Source organism: Salegentibacter echinorum (assembly GCF_900129445.1).
Lineage (GTDB): Bacteria > Bacteroidota > Bacteroidia > Flavobacteriales > Flavobacteriaceae > Salegentibacter > Salegentibacter echinorum.
Window position 1 is genome coordinate 764755 of sequence record NZ_FQVT01000001.1, and the last position, 16754, is coordinate 781508.

Sequence of the window (16754 nt, forward strand, 5' to 3'; positions counted from 1 at the left end):
TCGAAGACCTGTGAGGTATTTAGGTCAAACATTCGACCTTAATGGAATATTCATAGATGTTTTATTCTTCTAAAGAAAAAGTGATCTAAAAAATTATAGATGGCCAATTTTAAAAAAATCCTACCGCATCTACGTGTTTTGGTAGGCTTCGTAATTATTTCCTTATTTTATTTTAGTCCCGTGCTGCAGGGTAAAAAGATTTTTCAGAGCGATATTGTGCAATATATCGGGATGGCTAAGCAGCAAAATGATTTTAGGGATCAAACCGGTGAAGAACCTTATTGGACAGATTCAGCTTTTGGTGGGATGCCTACTTTTCAACTCGGCGCATATTATCCACATAATTATGTGAAAAAGCTGGATACTGTCTTACGGTTTTTACCACGTCCTGCCGATTATCTTTTTCTGTATTTTATTGGGTTTTATATTCTGTTATTGTGTTTAAAATTAGGTTTTAGGCTTGCTTTCCTGGGAGCTTTAGCTTTTGGTTTTTCTACTTATCTCATTATCATTTTAGGAGTAGGGCATAATGCCAAGGCTCACGCTATTGCTTATATGCCATTGGTTTTAGGCGGTATAATCCTCACATTTAGACAAAAATACCTGTGGGGTTTTCTGGTATTGGCTTTGGGAATGGCGCTGCAAATTGGTGCTAATCACTTTCAAATGACTTATTACTTATTATTGTTGGTAATAACACTGGGAATCGCTTATCTTGTGGATGCCTTTAGAAAGAACAAGCTTCCGCAATATTTTAAATCCCTGGGAATAATGGTGGTTGCAGTGATATTAGCCATAGGAGCCAATGCTACAAATTTATTGGCTACGCAAGAATATACAGCCCATAGTACTCGTGGGGATACTGGTTTAACGATTAAACCCAATGATGCAGATAAACCTGCCGCGGGATTAACTTTCGATTATATCACCGAATACAGCTACGGAATCGTGGAATCTTTAAATCTGTTTATTCCCAGGTTTATGGGTGGTTCTAACGCCGAAAATATAGGTAAAGATGCTGAAATTTATGATGCTCTAATTAAGCTTGGAGCCTCGCCTGTGCAGGCAGCAGACTTAGCAGAAAACGCACCTACTTATTGGGGAGATCAACCTTTTGTGGGTGCTCCGGCCTATATTGGTGCTACCGTTTTATTTCTTTTTGTTTTTGCACTTTACCTCGTTAGAGGCCGATTAAAATGGTGGATTGTTGGCGGTAGTTTACTGGCTTTACTTCTTTCATGGGGAAAGAATTTTGGTTTCCTTACTGAGTTTTTTATTGATTATGTGCCGTTATATAATAAATTTAGGGCTGTTTCTTCCATACAGGTAATTATAGAATTATGTGTGCCGGTTTTAGCGGTTTTTGGACTTTATAAACTTTTTGATCCCAAACAGCAAAAAGAAACTAAACTATATGCTCTTAAATGGAGTGGAATAATTGTAGGTGGCCTTGGTTTAGTCCTGTTGCTATTTGGCGCTGCATTATTCGATTACAGTGGCGCAGGGGATGCCGCCTTAATTCAGCAATTGGGAGCCGATTTTGTACGGGCGCTTAAAGAGGATAGAAAGGCAATTTATACTGAAGATATACTTAGGTCACTGCTCTTTTCAGGCCTAACAATTGCGGTTATCTGGCTTTATATTCAGCAGAAAATTAAACAAAACTGGGTAGTACCAGCACTTGCACTTTTGATTTTGGTAGATCTTATTCCTGTAGATAAACGCTATGTAAATAATGATGACTTTGTGATCGCCAGTAAAATGGATAAACCATTTTCACCAACGCAAGCCGATAAAAATATCTTGCAGGATAAAGGACACTACCGGGTTTTTGACGTTTCCGGAAGTCCCTTTAATACCGGCCGAACTTCATATTTTCATAAAAGTATAGGAGGTTACCATGCAGCCAAACCGGGCCGTATACAAGATCTTTTCGATTTTTATATCTCGCAAAACAATATGGCGGTTTTAAATATGTTGAACGCCAAATATTTTATTGTTCCTTCGGAAAACGGAACGCCACAAGCCCAACAAAACCCAAATGCATTTGGCAATGCCTGGTTTGTAAATGATATAAAATGGGTAGATTCGGCTAATGAGGAAATACTGAGTTTAAAAGAAACAAACCTTAAAAACACAGCAATTATTAATAAAGAATTTCAGGATCAAATTTCTAAAGATTTTAATGCGGGTGAAACTGCTGCAATTAGTCTGGAAAGCTATCAACCTAATGAATTAATTTATAAAACAAGTTCTAACTCCTCGCAATTTGTTGTTTTTTCTGAAATGTACTATCAACCGGGCTGGCAAGCTTACATAGACAACAAGCCTGTAACTCACGTAAGAGCAAATTATGTGTTGCGGGCTATGAATATTCCTGCGGGAGAACATACGGTGACTTTTAGGTTTGAGCCCCAGGTAGTGAACACCGGGAGCAACATTGCCCTGGCAAGTTCTATAGTTTTGGTGTTAATTATTTTAGGTGGATTTTATTACAAATCCCGTAAAAGCAAATCTCAAATAGGACCGAAAGCTACAGAATAGGAGGGAAGGAATCGTAAAAAAGACAGGAATATACTTAATTGTCCTGTTTTAAATCTATTATATTAGATGAGAAAAGTACTTATCATAACTTATTACTGGCCTCCGGCCGGTGGTCCCGGCGTGCAACGTTGGCTTAAGTTTGTAAAGTATTTAAGAGATTTTGATTTTGAACCGGTTGTTTATATTCCTGAAAATCCTACTTATCCCATGCGCGATATTTCTTTTGAAAAAGAGGTGCCAAATGGAATTGAAATTTTAAAACAACCTATTTTTGAACCCTACGCGTTAGCGGGCATCTTTTCTAAGAAGCAATCGAAAACTATTAGCAAAGGAATAATCGCTGCGGAAGAAAATCAGTCTTTTCTCCAAAAATCCATGCTTTTTATAAGAGGTAATTTATTTATTCCCGATGCCCGGAAATTCTGGATAAAACCATCAGTTAAATTTTTAAAAGATTATTTAGAAAAAACAACGATAGACCAAATTATTACTACCGGGCCGCCACATAGCCTGCATCTTATTGGCTTAAAGTTAAAAAAAGAGTTAAAGCTAAAGTGGACCGCCGATTTTAGGGATCCCTGGACGCAAATTGGCTATCACAAGAAATTAAAGCTTACAAAAAAGAATCGGCAGAAACATAAAGTTTTGGAGCTGGAAGTTTTAAATACCGCCGATGAAATAATCACCACTAGCTTTACCACAAAGAGAGAATTTTCAGCAAAAACAAACAAACCTATTACAGTAATTACCAACGGCTTTGAAGAAGAGAATGATGTAGATGAAAAAGTAGGTTTAGACGATCGATTTAGTATCGCCCATATTGGCTCTTTACTTTCTGAACGGAATCCTATAAATCTTTGGAAATCGATTGCTGAAATTTGCAGGGAGAGTTCAACTTTTTCGAAAGACTTGCAGTTAAACCTGGCAGGCACCGTTAGTGAAGAAGTGGTCGCCTCGATAAAAGCTGTGGGCTTAGAAGATCACCTAAATTTACCGGGGTATTTAAGCCATAATCAAGCTTTAAAAATGCAAAAAGAAAGTCGGTTGCTACTATTAATCGAGATCAATAGTCTGGAAACCCGCGGAATTATTCCGGGGAAGCTTTTTGAGTATTTAAATTCCCGGCGCCCCATTTTAGCGGTGGGGCCAGATAAATGGGATGTGGAGCAAATTCTAAAAGAAACCGGCGCAGGAAAAACTTTTGCCTATAATGATAATAAGAAACTTAAAGACACGATATTAAAACAATACAAGGCTTTTAAAGCAAAAGAACCTAATTTCACTAATGGAAACATCGCACAATACAGCCGCAAAAACCTGACTGCAAAATTGGTTTCAGTCTTAAAAAAATAGGGAATGGGCGTTATTATCAAGCAGTCTTTTAAGAACATGGTTACCACTTATTTTGGTTTTGGTATTGGGGCCATTAATACCCTTTTTTTATATACTTATTTTTTAGAGCAGGAATATTATGGGCTGGTGACCTTTTTACTTTCAGCAGCCAATTTAGTATGGCCTTTTATGGCTTTTGGCGTTCCTAATACATTGGTGAAATTTTTTACTTTTTACAGAAAAAAAGAAGAAAAAGACAAGCTCTTAAACCTGGTATTAATTTTACCGATTGTGGTTAGTTTGGTTTTGGGCTTACTGGCTTACGTAGCTTATGATTTTCTAATTGGCTATTTCACTAAAGGAAATAGCCTGGTAAGACCTTATATATGGCTCATATTTGTAATTGCTTTTGCCTCAACTTATTTCGAAATATTCTTTGCCTGGTCTAAACTCTTTTATAAAAGCGTTTTTGGGAATTTTATGAAAGAAGTTTTTCAAAGGTTTTGTATTAGTCTTCTACTCGTGGCGGTATATTTAAACTGGCTTAGTGTACACCAATTTATTTATTGCATCGCCGGGGTGTTTGTTTTGCGTTTACTGGCCATGGGTATCTATGCCTTTTCTTTGTATGTTCCTCAGTTTAGTTTTAAATTTCCGAAGCAACTATCGCCGGTTTTAAAATATACGGCCTTAATTTTAATAGCGGCTTCTATCGCTACTGCTTTATTGGATTTGGACAAAGTAATGATCGAGTATTTCCTTCCTATAGAAAATGTGGCGATTTATGGAATTGCCGTTTATATAGCCACAGTAATCTCGGTACCGCAAAAAGCAATGCATCAAATCACGCATCCTTTAACTGCTGAATATTTGAATAATAGGCATAAAGACAAGCTGGAAGAACTCTATAAAAAAAGCTCACTCAACTTACTTATTATAAGCGGACTAATCTTTATCCTTATTCTTAGCAACGTGAAACAATTATACGAATTAATTCCAGATGAATATGAGTTAAGTGTATTGGTGGTTTTACTCATTTCATTAGTTAAGCTTTATGATAATTTGTTGGGCAACAATAATAGCATATTATTTAATTCAGATTATTATCGAATAGTGCTGGTAATTGGTTTAAGCCTGGTGGTATTAGCTGTAGTTTTAAACATTATCTTTATTCCAAGGCTGGGAATTGATGGCGCTGCAATAGCCACTTTTATTGCTTTTTTTCTATATAATTCGGCTAAAATCTTGTTGGTGTACCGCAAGTTCAGATTTCTACCGTTTACTTCAAAAACCTGGCTTATACTTTTGCTGGGAACGCTATTAAGCTTATGTTTTTATTTTTGGGATTTTACTTTTCATCCTTTGCTGAATATAGGGTTTAAGTCTATTCTAATTAGTTTAAGTTATTTGGGGCTAGCTTATTTCTTAAATTTTTCTTCGGAAGTAAAAAGAATTATCAATCAGGTCTTTGGGATAAAAAAAGGTTAAAAAACGGGAAACCCCTGAAACGTTTTCACATTTCGAGGGGTTTCCAACTAACCAACCAAAAAATTAACTTATGAATTTCTTATCTACTACTACTCATATTCCGTGCCGAACTTCTCCCTGAGCCTGAAGATTTTCTACTGCTACTTCTACTACTTCTGGAAGCGCGAGAACTTCTCGATCCAGAGCTTTTATTTGCTCTACTTCTACTGCGGGTAGGAGCGGTGGCCCTGGAATTACTAGAACTACGGGAAGTACTTCTAGCACGATTACTTCTTCCAGAATTATTACTTCGCGCTCTCGAAGAACTACTGCGTGTTGCTCTTGTATTGCTTCTGCTGCTGTTTCTGCTTTTTGTTGCGCTTGTGTTTCTTCTCGACCTGGAAGTTCTGCTTGCCCTTTCGTTAGAGCTATTCGCTGTTTTTCGGGAAGCATTGGTGGTTCTTCTTCGGGTTGTTTTCGCTGAGCTTCTACTGGAATTCTTATTACTTCTTACATTTTTAGAGGAAACATACCTATTTTCCCTAATAGCAAGTCCGTCTAAATCTCTTTTTGAAGAGGTCCTTCTACCTTTGTTATAAGATTTTACCTTTTGGTTTGGACGGTAAAAATTATAATTGGGTTTTGAAGAAGAATAATGATTGTTGTAATAATTTACGTGCTGCACATAAGTTACTCTATTTGGGCGGTAATAAGCACGATAAGGCTGTCCAAAAACGATACTTACATTGGCCCTCGGCCTTGAATAATATTGATGCCAGGGCCTGTATGTATAACTTCGGTTGTAATTATTGATGTATCCAGAATAATTGGTAACCCGGTTAAACCTGTTATAGTTTATTCGAAGTCCCCCCAGCCTGCTTATACGACCGTGCCGGTTATAATCGATGTAGATTCCCCCGGCACGAATTATTCTTCCGTAGTAATCGTAATAAACAGGAACGCTTTCAATTTGAATTACCGCACCATAATCGTCATATTGAATATAAGGCTCGTAATTATAGCCAGAGTTATAACTAATATTCACATTGGGCGCCGAAATATTTACCACGTTGGTAGTTTGAAATTCGGGATTGTAATAAAAATCGAACTCCCCATTTGGATAAATGGCAAACTCAACTCCGCCTTCTATAAATATGATTGCGTCTTTATAGTAATTTCTAGAGTTTATATTAGAAGCTTTTACCAGGTTTGAACCAAGTAATAAAAAGCTAAAAAGAAGTATAAGTTTTTTCATAATATTTTCTTTGAGTGAATTCCAGAAAATCCAGATTCATTGTATAAAATACAAAGCGCGTGCCAAAAAAATTAAGGCTTATTTTATAAGGTTAAAATGGTAGTAGAGTAGAAGAATTTAGAAGGATAGTAGCATGCCATCAATATAATTCTATAAATAGTCAAATTTAATGTCTGTAAGAGTACCTCTTAAAATTATGTTTCAAACAAAATCTGTTAGAATAAGTTCTTATATATGAGACCTCACAGCTTTTTAAAACTGTGAGGTTTTACTTCAAAAAATTCTTTGAATATTCCGTAAACATTGTGACTGATAGGTGAAAAACACAATATCTTCAGGTTTTTCTTACTTAAATCCCAGTATAATTCTGCGGAGTTATTTTTTTCAATTCCTCTTTAACTGCTTCAGAAACAGCTAAAGTTTCAATAAAATTAGCAATGCTTTCTTTATTAATTCTTTCGTTGGTGCGCGTTAAACCTTTTAAAGCCTCATACGGATTTTTAAAACCTTCCCTGCGCAGTATGGTTTGGATTGCCTCGGCAACCACAGCCCAGTTGGCTTCCAGGTCTTCATTTAATTTATCTTTATTCAGCAATAATTTATCCAGTCCTTTTAATGTACTTTTAAAAGCAATGCTGGTATGTCCCAGGGGTACCCCAATATTTCTAAGCACGGTACTGTCGGTTAAATCCCGTTGTAAACGACTAATGGGTAATTTAGCCGATAAATGTTCAAAAATAGCATTGGCAATTCCCAGGTTTCCTTCACTGTTTTCAAAATCTATAGGGTTTACTTTATGCGGCATTGCCGAAGAACCAATCTCTCCTTTTTTAATTTTCTGCTTAAAATAATCCATCGAAACGTAAGTCCAAATATCCCTGTCCAGATCAATTAAAATAGTATTAATGCGTTTCAAGCCATCAAATAAAGCGGCTAGTTGATCATAGTGTTCAATTTGGGTGGTGGGAAAAGAGTGGTGCAATCCCAATTGTTCCTGGACAAACCGGGTTCCAAAATCTTTCCAATCTATGTTTGGGTAAGCAATTTTATGCGCGTTAAAATTCCCGGTAGCACCACCAAATTTGGCGGCATGAGGTACTTTATTCAGCAAATCCAATTGTGATTCTAACCTGGTAATAAAGACTTCTATCTCTTTACCTAATCGGGTAGGGGAAGCCGGTTGGCCGTGTGTTCTTGCCAATAATGGAACATTGGCCCAATCTTGCGAAAGCTGGGTTAATTTAGCGATTATTGCTTCTATCTCGGGGATATATTCAGTATTAACCGCGTCTTTTAAACTTAAAGGAACTGCCGTGTTGTTGATATCCTGGGAGGTGAGGCCAAAATGAATAAATTCTTTATGAGCTTCCAGGCCTAAAGCATCAAATTTTTCTTTTAAAAAATACTCCACCGCTTTTACATCGTGATTGGTGGTCTTTTCTATTTCCTTAACCGCTTGTGCATCTATCCCGGTAAAATTTTTATAAATGTCTCGTAAAGCTTCAAAATTAGAAGCATCAACCTTTTTTAGTTGGGGCAATGGCAGTTCACATAGGGCAATAAAATACTCTACTTCAACCTTAACCCGGTATTTTATAAGTGCTTCTTCACTAAAGTATTTTGAAAGCTGTTTTGTTTTGGAATGATATCTTCCATCAATAGGGGAAATGGCAGTTAAGGGTGTCATGGACATGGTTTTGAAAATTAAAAGTCGTAAAGATACTGCTTCAAACTAATCTTTAAAACTCAAAACCTAATTCTTTTACAAGCTATTTTAGGTTAGTTTTTTTATTCTCTAACAATTCTTTTACCAGTTTTGGTACTCCTTTAACCGCCTTTTCAGCAATGATATGTAGATTGTCTTTTTCTGAAATATTTGGTTTGGGATCAATAAAATAAACCGGAATTCCACGAGGAGCAAAATCTAAAAGTCCGGCGGCGGGATAAACCTGCATGGAAGTTCCTACTATTAGCAAAAAATCTGCATTAGAAACGATTTCTAAAGCTTCTTCGAACATGGGAACTGCTTCGCCAAACCAAACCACGTGTGGCCTTAGTTGATAATTGAATTCACAAAAATCTCCTTTGTTAAGGTCCTCTTTCCAGTCTAATACCAGATTTTCATCGAAAGTGCTTCTCGCTTTTAACAATTCCCCGTGTAGATGCGTTACATTCTTACTACCGGCCCTTTCGTGTAAGTCGTCTACATTTTGAGTGACAATTTCTACTTGAAAGCCTTCTTGTAAATCGGCCAGGGCTTTATGGGCGGCATTAGGTTGAACTGTGAGCAATTGCCTGCGTCTTTTATTATAGAAATCTAAAACCAGTTCCTGGTTTTTTTCCCAACCTTCGGGTGAGGCCACTTCCATCACATCGTGTCCTTCCCAGAGGCCATTGGCATCCCTAAAAGTTTTAATTCCACTTTCTGCGCTAATTCCGGCGCCTGTTAGTACTACAACCTTCTTCATTTAACTATTTGATTTTTTTAAAATATAATATATTGTTAAACTTATTTTTCCTCAATCTGATTCTCAGCAACCTACAAAAAAAAGAAGTTAAAATATAGAAAAACCCCATAATAATACGCAACCTTTTACTGTTATTGCCATCTCTAGAGAGAATTAATTAATAATCTAAAATTTTATTTAAATGAAAAAAATTGTATTAGGATTAGCAGTTGTAGCCGGATTGGCAAGTTGTAGTGACGACGACGATGTAACAACTCCACCACCATTTGAAGGTGAATCTAAAGAGTACACTCTTAATGAATTGGGAGATTCTGGCGTAACAGGTACCGTTACTTTTAATGAAAATGAAGACGGAACCACAACCGTAGATTTTGATCTTGATGGGACTGAAGAAGGAAGTGTACATCCAGCACATATTCATATGGGTAATGCTGCCGAAGGTGGTGACATTGTAGTTACTTTTAATCCAATTACTGATGGGGTTAGCACTACAGATGTAACTGCATTAGATGGTGAAGATGGTGAAACTATCACTTACGAAGAGCTAGTGACCTATGATGGTTATATTAATGTACATTTAAGCTCAGATGAACTTGAAACAGTTGTTGCGCAAACCGATATTGGTGCGAACGAATTGACCGGGGAATCGGTAGCTTATGATCTTGCTTCGATAGGAGAATCAGGAGTAAGCGGAACTGCAACTTTCCAGGAACGTGAAAACGGGGAAACGTTAGTAACTCTTGCTTTAGAAGGAACGGAAGATGGAGATGAACACCCAGCTCATATTCATATGGGAGCTGTAGCAGATGCTCCAGGAGCAATAGCAGTTACCTTATCTTCTGTAGATGGTGCAACCGGTGTAAGTATGACCAATGTTGCCAAATTAGATGATACCGAAGAGGAAGAAGGTGCGGCGATTAACTATGAAGAATTAACTGACTTTGATGGTTATATTAATGTACATGAAAGTGCAGATAATCTTGAAACTCTTGAAGCACAAGGAAATATTGGTATAAACGCTTCTGAAGAATAATATTTTTTAAATATTTTCTAATTAAAAGCCCAGCATTTTGTTGGGCTTTTTTATTTTTAGCCCATGCAGGAAAAGGAAATTATTGCCCATTTAGAAAGCTTTTTAACTCCACATAGAAGGTCACTATTTAAAGAGGTGCTTGCCCAGCGCACTAACCACTTAACCATAGCCACGCAAGACGTCTATCAATTGCACAACACCAGTGCGGTTATGCGTAGTTGTGAGGTTTTTGGAATTCAAAACCTGCACGTAATTGAGGAGCGAAAACCCAAAAATATTCAAAGGGAAATCGCTATGGGGTCGCAAAAATGGACCACTATAAACTCCTATAAATCTTCTGAAGATTGTTTAGCTTCTCTAAGAAATAAAGGCTACCAGATTGTGGCAACCACACCCGGGACGGCAAGTACAGCGCTCTCAGATTTTGCTATAGAAAAACCTTCAGCTATATTCTTTGGAACCGAAAAAGAAGGTTTAAGTGATAATATTATTAGTGAAGCAGATGTACAGTTAAAAATCCCGATGTTTGGTTTTACTGAAAGTCTAAATATATCGGTGGCTGCTGCCATAATCATTCAATCGCTTACTTCCAGGCTTCGCAACAGTAAAATCGATTGGAAATTAGATGAAAAAGAAGCGAAATCCATTTATTTTAACTGGTTACAAAAATCTGTTAAAAATTCTGAAAGTATAATCGCACAATACAAGCAATAATTTTCTTAAATTAGGCTGCTAATTTACTCCCATGACCCTAATTTTTTACCTGCTTATAGCTTTTATTACATTTATTGCATTTCTCCATGCCTGGGCTAAGAAGAGCTATGACGTGAGTCGAACTATAGTTATAAATGCACCCAAAGAACTTATTTTTAGTTATGTAAGACAATTAAAAAAACAACCAATATGGATTGAATGGTTTAAAAAAACTGCTCAAGCCGTACTAAAGTTTAAGGGAGAAGACGGAAAAATGGGCGCTACGTTTTATTGGAAAGGTGATAACAGAACAGTAGGTGAGGGCACACAAAAAATTACAAAAGTTAAGCCGCCCAACCTTATGGAAACCAGGATATTATTTGTGAGTCCTATTAAATTACGCATACGTACTTATTTTGCGGTTAAAGAATTGGAGCCCGGAAAATCTAAAGTAGTTTGTGGAGCCAGGGGAAATTTGCCTTTTCCACTATCGGTAATGAGTATTTTCTACAGCCCGGAAAAGTTATGCGCTGCAGACTTTGAAAATGCTCTGAATAAATTAAAAAGAAACTTAGAAGTGAAAGTTAGCAAAGTAAAAGTTTAACTTTTAAAACTTTGCTTGCGAGCAATCTTAACCTGGAATTGAAGTAATTCACTCCTCATTTTATCCCCTGTTATTTCCCAAAATATGATTAATTCTGAATAGGTTTCGCTAATGATTTTATTTTAGACTTTTTAAAAGAACGAATATTTTGCTTTTTATAATAGAAAAAAATAGTTAGAATAAGAATTAGCTGAAGAAGTAAGGAAAGAATAGAAGCTTCAAAACCAAAATCGCCTCCATTAATGATATTATTATCTGCAATTTGAAATTCAATAATAGAATAAAACTCCTGTCCGCTAACGTTGAACCCAAAATAAGTTTGAAAGAGATTCCAACTAAAATGCAGAGCGATGGGAAACCATAGGTTTTTGGTAAAGAGATAGGAAATACCTAACAATATCCCAGCAAAAAAAATGCCGGTAAACGCAATCCAGCTAAAGTTGGGATTAAATCCATGTGCCAGGGCGAAAAGAGCGGCTGAAATTAAAAGTGCTATATAATCATTAAAGCTATACATTAAATTACGCTGAATATAGCCTCTAAATAATAATTCTTCGCCAATACTTACTGCAATAAAAACCAGGCTTGAGAATAGGATACTTTTTGCGTTAAAATTAAAAGCTAAAAACTGAAGCTCGTTTAAAAACAACAAAATAAAAAATGCAACAGCCATTATTAAAAAACCTACCAGAATTCCGATTAAGATATCCTTTATGCGGCCTGTAAGACTCAAGCCTAAGTCTAGAAATTCTCTCTTTTCTACGCTTTTTATAAAAAAATGTAAGACCGATAAAGTACCTAACAAGGTTGCAATACTTATAACTGTTTGATCTGCTAAACTTCTAGGGATATTTGTTCCATTTGGAGTATAACCGATAATGATATAAGCTACAAACTGAAAAACACCTACAATGGTAAGATAGGGTAGAAAGATTAGTAAAACCCTAATCCATCCCATCTTTTTATCGTCTTTTTCCATTACTTCTACCGGGGGTAAATTTGATTATAATTTTAGCTGAGGAAATAATAATTATGTTTTCACTTTCATTTTACCAACTACAAGCATAATAAATCCAAAACCTATAACAGCTGCCGAATAAAAGCCTGATTGTTTCTTATCAACATAAATATTTATAAAAATTCCGCTTAAAAATAAAAATAAACCTATTAATCTGATTTTATTTATTTTCATTACAAAAGCCCCAGGTTTAAAGTTTTTACCGCTGCTGTAAGACTGAAATCTATCAATATTACAAGAATTACGGCCGATATTATTATACCCGCTAATTTTAGAAAATTTATTTGATCTTTCATTTTAAAAATTTTTAATGTCAGAAAAATTCTCGATTACTTCTAAATTTCATTTTAAGAAATAAGAGTAATGCACAAAGGGATTTATACTTTGAATAAGTATAAAACAAGGCTATTTCTATAGCTTAAAAAAACTGTATTTTTCTGAAAAGAATTTTTGATATAGTTGTAAAAGTATAGAATTTTTATGTTTTACACCAAATTTTTCGGAATAAATGCTCTTAATTGCGTGAAATTCAAGTCTTATTCTGGCTAAATTATTGAAGTAAATTCAATGATCCTGGAACGATATCCGAATTCGATTTTCACACATTTGCTTCAGCATATTGAGTGCTTTTAGGCAAAATTCCCGAAGAAATAAAACTCCTTATTTTATAGAAAAATAGCTAACGGTTTTGACTATGTTTCAAATTATCCAGAAATCAACAACCTCACACCCAAAGGTGCAAGGTATGCTTCCGAAAAAAACTTTTTTATTCTGAAGCAAGCTTGGGGAGAAATTAAACCCATGACTATCGTCCCGCTATTAAAAGTTCCCGGCTTGTAAAAGTTTATCCTAAAACGGTTTAATTCCGAGAAATCAGTCGGTGGTAAGTAGGTATTCCACATCAAGCAAGGTAACCGATTGAGCCTGGCTAAGCTCTAATGACTCCTCTTTGCCGAAACTTAGGATGCAACTGGAATTTGCAGCAAGCTCATAGCAGGGGGAAGAAGCTTCAGAAGAATAACTACCGGAAACTTTTATATCATCAACCTGCATCGTTAAAATTGGCGCACCAGAGACTGTATAATCATTATTATTCATTAATTTAATTTCAAATTGTAAGCGGGAAGTGTCATTACCGGTATCTGGAGTATAATTGAAAGATAATACTTCATAAGAAAAATTCTCAAGTTTCGCACTTTCAGTAATTTCTCCCTGATTTTCTGGATCGGGAGTACTGCAAGGAACTTCCTGGGTTACTTCTGGCAGGTAGGTGGAGCCGGTTGGTGTTTGTATTACATGTTCATATTGAACAATAATTGTTTTGGTACAGTCATCGTCTGATGAGCAGCTGGAAATTAAAAAAACAAGAAGTAAAAGAAGAATATATAGGGGGCGTGTTTTCATGGTAGTTATTTAATGCCGTTATTAATTTAAGCAACTATTTATTTTGTAATTTTTTGATTGTGAATATTCATAAGTCATTCTAAATTTTCTTCAAGCTATAATTGAAAATCAATCTTAGAAAAATTATTCCTCTACGTGAGCAGGATTAGCTTCTAAATCTACTATTTTTTGATGTCTTATGAGATCCTCAAAACTTTCCCTTTCCCTAATTAAATGTGCTTTCCCGTTGTGCCATAAGACTTCGGCAGGACGATAGCGGGAATTAAAATTGCTGGCCATAGAAAAGGAATAGGCGCCTGCATTGCTAAAAGCGAGGATGTCGCCTTCGGTTATTTCGGGAATTCGCCTGTTATTGGCAAAAGTATCGGTTTCACAAATATAACCTACTACCGAGTAAAACCTGAATTTCCCATCTGGATTGGAAATATTTTTGATATCGTGATGCGACCCGTAAAACATAGGGCGTATTAAATGATTAAAACCGGTATCTACTCCTGCAAAAACGGTAGAAGTGGTTTGTTTAATAACATTTACTTTAGTTAAAAATTTACCGGCTTCACTAACCAAAAATTTACCCGGCTCAAAAATAAGGGTAAGTTCGCGTCCATATTCTTTACAGAAATTCTTAAAGCGATGGGTAAGTTTCTCTCCCAGTTCTTCAATATCTGTTTCAATATCATTTTCCCGGTATGGTACTTTAAATCCGCTGCCAAAATCCAAAAACTCAAGATTATCGAAGTTTTTTGCCGCATCGAAAAGAATTTCAGAAGCACGTAAAAATACTTCAATATCTAGAATATCACTACCGGTGTGCATATGGATTCCATTAATATTCATACCGGTATTTTCTACAATTCTAATTAATAAAGGCATTTGATGAATGGAAATTCCAAATTTTGAGTCAACGTGGCCTACCGATATTTTTGAATTTCCGCCTGCCAAAATATGCGGATTGATTCGAATACAAACCGGAACTTCAGGATGCCGGGCGCCAAATTGTTCTAAAATAGAAAGGTTATCGATATTAATTTGAGCTCCCAGGGCGACTACCTCTTCAATTTCCTCTAGAGAAACCCCGTTGGGGGTGTAGATAATATCTTCAGGGGCTACACCGGCTTTTAGAGCCAATCTCACCTCCTGTACAGAAACGGTATCCATTCCGCTGCCCAAAGAATTCAGAAATTTTAAAATAGATATGTTAGAAAGTGCTTTTACCGCATAATGAATGCGTACATCCTTAATTTTTGAAAAAGCAGCTTGAAGCCTTTGATATTGCTCAGCAATTTTTGCGGCATCATACACGTATAACGGACTGCCAAATTCGTTGGCAACCTGGAGTAAATCTTGATTGGTCATAATTCAGTAAAAATTAAGTGGCTAAAATACAGGAGAAAATAACAATCCTACAAGCCGTGGCTTCAAAAATAACGAATTCCCTTAAATTGTTAATATTTTATAAAGCGGGAATTTATCTTTATCCCAAATTAAGTCTTTTAAAAAGTTTTAGGAAGCCGTAACTGCCCGTTTGTCTTTTTTCTTTCTAATAAAAATGATAGAAATTGCAATTAAAACTCCACTAGCGGCCATTGCCGATCCCACCAAAGAAGCCGAGGTAAAATCATATCCAAAAGCAATGGGTAATCCCGCTAAATAGGCGCCAGAAGCATTGCCCATATTAAATGCACTTTGGTTCATTGAAGAGCCTAAACTCTCAGAACCTTTGGCAGAATTGATCATAACCATTTGGATAGGTGTGGAAAGGGAAAAAGCAATAAAAGCAACCAGAAAAGTCATAAAGAATATCGCCAGCTGGTCATGGGCTACATAAGCATTGGTAATAAGCGCTAAAACCATGCAGATCATACTAATCATAACGGCATAAATAGGTGAAAATTTTTCGGCTAGTTTTGCGCCAAATAAATTACCAACTACCATGCCCAGCCCCGCAAGAATCATTATATAGCTCACCATAGTTTCGGGATGCCCCGCGACTTTAGTAACCAAAGGTGCAATATAGCTATACCAGGCAAAAAAGCCCCCGGTGCCAATGGTGGTAAGTAAGATCACCATCCATAATTCGCCACGTTTTAATACGTTTAGATCTTTTCTTATTCCTTCCGAAGATGATTTTTCCAGTTTTGGCATCCAGAATTTAATACTGGTAATAGCGAGGATACCAACAATCCCAACCAGCATAAACGACACATTCCAGCTATAATGATGCCCTAAATAGGTGCCCAATGGCACACCCAAAACATTGGCAAGGGTAAGCCCCGTAAACATAGTAGCGATTGCCTGGGCAGATTTGCCCGGTTTGGCAAGTTTTCCTGCAACAACAGCACCTATTCCAAAGAAAGCCCCATGCGGTAAACCAGATAAAAACCGGGAAACCATTAATAATTCATAGGAGTTGGCAAAGGCTGAAAGCGAATTAAAAACGGTAAACCACAGCATCAAGACAAGTAGCGTTTTATGTGCGGGCCATTTTCCACCAAATGCGGTAAGCAGGGGAGCGCCTATAACTACACCCAAAGCATAGGCCGAAATAAAATGGCCGGCTTGTGGAATACTTATATCTAAAGCTAAAGCTACATCTGGAAGGATTCCCATCATAACAAATTCGGTCATACCAATTCCAAATCCTCCAATGGCCAGTGCAATTAGTGCTTTTTTCATTTATATCGAGTTAATAAAAGCTGCAAAAATACTTTAGAAAATTGGGTTCCCATAAGTTTAAGAGAAAAACCTACGATAAGCTTATAGTTAAAAGATTAGTGAAATAAACTAATTTTCGGTATTTATCAAACTTAAAGAAATGCTAATTCTTAGTTACGCTTTACTTGATCATCATTATGTGAAAGTTTTGAAGCTTGCCAGAAAATCATACAAATCTTCAATTATAAAACCTCAAGAACTTGCCAGATATAGTTTATTTA

Annotated in this window: 15 protein-coding genes; 6 read left to right on the forward strand and 9 right to left on the reverse strand. The window is 36.3% G+C overall.

Annotated elements, in window-relative coordinates:
- Nucleotides 1-99: 99 nt before the first annotated feature.
- The 3 genes from BUA71_RS03445 to BUA71_RS03455 all read left to right on the forward strand — a co-directional run bounded on the left by BUA71_RS03445 (nucleotide 100) and on the right by BUA71_RS03455 (nucleotide 5364).
- Nucleotides 100-2544 (forward strand): YfhO family protein, encoded by a 2445-nt coding sequence (locus BUA71_RS03445; RefSeq protein WP_072876692.1) that lies wholly within the window; start codon nucleotides 100-102, stop codon nucleotides 2542-2544.
- Nucleotides 2545-2610: 66 nt separating this feature from the next.
- Complete coding sequence (locus tag BUA71_RS03450; protein WP_072876694.1) at nucleotides 2611-3897, forward strand: glycosyltransferase family protein; 1287 nt, start codon at nucleotides 2611-2613, stop codon at nucleotides 3895-3897.
- A 3-nt stretch (nucleotides 3898-3900) separates the two neighbouring features.
- On the forward strand, nucleotides 3901-5364 hold the full coding sequence (locus tag BUA71_RS03455; protein WP_072876696.1) for a lipopolysaccharide biosynthesis protein: 1464 nt from the start codon (nucleotides 3901-3903) through the stop codon (nucleotides 5362-5364).
- Between the two features lie 79 nt (nucleotides 5365-5443).
- On the opposite strand, the gene BUA71_RS03460 is transcribed toward BUA71_RS03455, so the two are convergent.
- The 3 genes from BUA71_RS03460 to BUA71_RS03470 form a co-directional block, all read right to left on the reverse strand.
- Complete coding sequence (locus BUA71_RS03460; protein WP_072876697.1) at nucleotides 5444-6598, reverse strand: hypothetical protein; 1155 nt, start codon at nucleotides 6596-6598, stop codon at nucleotides 5444-5446.
- Between the two features lie 349 nt (nucleotides 6599-6947).
- On the reverse strand, nucleotides 6948-8291 hold the full coding sequence (gene purB, locus BUA71_RS03465; protein WP_072876699.1) for an adenylosuccinate lyase: 1344 nt from the start codon (nucleotides 8289-8291) through the stop codon (nucleotides 6948-6950).
- A gap of 76 nt (nucleotides 8292-8367) precedes the next feature.
- On the reverse strand, nucleotides 8368-9066 hold the full coding sequence (locus tag BUA71_RS03470; protein WP_072876701.1) for an SIR2 family NAD-dependent protein deacylase: 699 nt from the start codon (nucleotides 9064-9066) through the stop codon (nucleotides 8368-8370).
- Between the two features lie 181 nt (nucleotides 9067-9247).
- On the opposite strand from BUA71_RS03470, the gene BUA71_RS03475 reads away from it, so the two are divergent.
- The 3 genes from BUA71_RS03475 to BUA71_RS03485 all read left to right on the forward strand — a co-directional run bounded on the left by BUA71_RS03475 (nucleotide 9248) and on the right by BUA71_RS03485 (nucleotide 11396).
- On the forward strand, nucleotides 9248-10099 hold the full coding sequence (locus BUA71_RS03475; RefSeq protein ID WP_072876704.1) for a CHRD domain-containing protein: 852 nt from the start codon (nucleotides 9248-9250) through the stop codon (nucleotides 10097-10099).
- A 63-nt stretch (nucleotides 10100-10162) separates the two neighbouring features.
- The gene (locus tag BUA71_RS03480; protein WP_072876706.1) at nucleotides 10163-10813 is read left to right on the forward strand and encodes a TrmH family RNA methyltransferase; all 651 of its coding nucleotides are present in this window, start codon (nucleotides 10163-10165) and stop codon (nucleotides 10811-10813) included.
- A 31-nt stretch (nucleotides 10814-10844) separates the two neighbouring features.
- Nucleotides 10845-11396, forward strand: coding sequence for an SRPBCC family protein (locus BUA71_RS03485; protein WP_072876708.1), 552 nt, complete (start codon nucleotides 10845-10847; stop codon nucleotides 11394-11396).
- 88 nt (nucleotides 11397-11484) lie between these two features.
- On the opposite strand, the gene BUA71_RS03490 is transcribed toward BUA71_RS03485, so the two are convergent.
- From BUA71_RS03490 to BUA71_RS03505, 6 genes are all read right to left on the reverse strand, one after another.
- Nucleotides 11485-12375, reverse strand: coding sequence for a CPBP family intramembrane glutamic endopeptidase (locus tag BUA71_RS03490; RefSeq protein WP_072876710.1), 891 nt, complete (start codon nucleotides 12373-12375; stop codon nucleotides 11485-11487).
- Between the two features lie 51 nt (nucleotides 12376-12426).
- On the reverse strand, nucleotides 12427-12588 hold the full coding sequence (locus BUA71_RS17595; protein ID WP_175545931.1) for a hypothetical protein: 162 nt from the start codon (nucleotides 12586-12588) through the stop codon (nucleotides 12427-12429).
- Entirely contained in the window at nucleotides 12588-12710 is a 123-nt protein-coding gene (locus BUA71_RS17910) for a hypothetical protein (RefSeq protein WP_262506731.1), read from the reverse strand. The genes BUA71_RS17595 and BUA71_RS17910 overlap by 1 nt, the downstream gene beginning before the upstream one ends.
- Before the next feature lie 577 nt (nucleotides 12711-13287).
- Entirely contained in the window at nucleotides 13288-13818 is a 531-nt protein-coding gene (locus tag BUA71_RS03495; RefSeq protein WP_072876712.1) for a hypothetical protein, read from the reverse strand.
- 123 nt (nucleotides 13819-13941) lie between these two features.
- Nucleotides 13942-15174: a diaminopimelate decarboxylase gene (lysA, locus tag BUA71_RS03500; RefSeq protein WP_072876714.1), complete on the reverse strand. Its 1233-nt coding sequence runs from the start codon at nucleotides 15172-15174 to the stop codon at nucleotides 13942-13944.
- Between the two features lie 147 nt (nucleotides 15175-15321).
- Nucleotides 15322-16494 (reverse strand): MFS transporter, encoded by a 1173-nt coding sequence (locus tag BUA71_RS03505; RefSeq protein WP_072876716.1) that lies wholly within the window; start codon nucleotides 16492-16494, stop codon nucleotides 15322-15324.
- Between the last annotated feature and the right edge of the window lie 260 nt (nucleotides 16495-16754).

What these genes read in the sequence shown, in the direction of transcription:
- BUA71_RS03450 (WP_072876694.1), top strand. Translation starts at nt 2,611, where the DNA reads ATGAGAAAAGTACTTATCATAACTTATTACTGGCCTCCGGCCGGTGGT.
- BUA71_RS03505 (WP_072876716.1), bottom strand. Translation starts at nt 16,494, where the DNA reads ATGAAAAAAGCACTAATTGCACTGGCCATTGGAGGATTTGGAATTGGT.
- BUA71_RS17595 (WP_175545931.1), bottom strand. Translation starts at nt 12,588, where the DNA reads ATGAAAATAAATAAAATCAGATTAATAGGTTTATTTTTATTTTTAAGC.
- BUA71_RS03460 (WP_072876697.1), bottom strand. Translation starts at nt 6,598, where the DNA reads ATGAAAAAACTTATACTTCTTTTTAGCTTTTTATTACTTGGTTCAAAC.
- BUA71_RS03495 (WP_072876712.1), bottom strand. Translation starts at nt 13,818, where the DNA reads ATGAAAACACGCCCCCTATATATTCTTCTTTTACTTCTTGTTTTTTTA.
- BUA71_RS03490 (WP_072876710.1), bottom strand. Translation starts at nt 12,375, where the DNA reads ATGGAAAAAGACGATAAAAAGATGGGATGGATTAGGGTTTTACTAATC.
- BUA71_RS03445 (WP_072876692.1), top strand. Translation starts at nt 100, where the DNA reads ATGGCCAATTTTAAAAAAATCCTACCGCATCTACGTGTTTTGGTAGGC.
- BUA71_RS03455 (WP_072876696.1), top strand. Translation starts at nt 3,901, where the DNA reads ATGGGCGTTATTATCAAGCAGTCTTTTAAGAACATGGTTACCACTTAT.
- BUA71_RS03470 (WP_072876701.1), bottom strand. Translation starts at nt 9,066, where the DNA reads ATGAAGAAGGTTGTAGTACTAACAGGCGCCGGAATTAGCGCAGAAAGT.
- BUA71_RS03485 (WP_072876708.1), top strand. Translation starts at nt 10,845, where the DNA reads ATGACCCTAATTTTTTACCTGCTTATAGCTTTTATTACATTTATTGCA.
- BUA71_RS03480 (WP_072876706.1), top strand. Translation starts at nt 10,163, where the DNA reads ATGCAGGAAAAGGAAATTATTGCCCATTTAGAAAGCTTTTTAACTCCA.
- purB (WP_072876699.1), bottom strand. Translation starts at nt 8,291, where the DNA reads ATGTCCATGACACCCTTAACTGCCATTTCCCCTATTGATGGAAGATAT.
- BUA71_RS03475 (WP_072876704.1), top strand. Translation starts at nt 9,248, where the DNA reads ATGAAAAAAATTGTATTAGGATTAGCAGTTGTAGCCGGATTGGCAAGT.
- lysA (WP_072876714.1), bottom strand. Translation starts at nt 15,174, where the DNA reads ATGACCAATCAAGATTTACTCCAGGTTGCCAACGAATTTGGCAGTCCG.
- BUA71_RS17910 (WP_262506731.1), bottom strand. Translation starts at nt 12,710, where the DNA reads ATGAAAGATCAAATAAATTTTCTAAAATTAGCGGGTATAATAATATCG.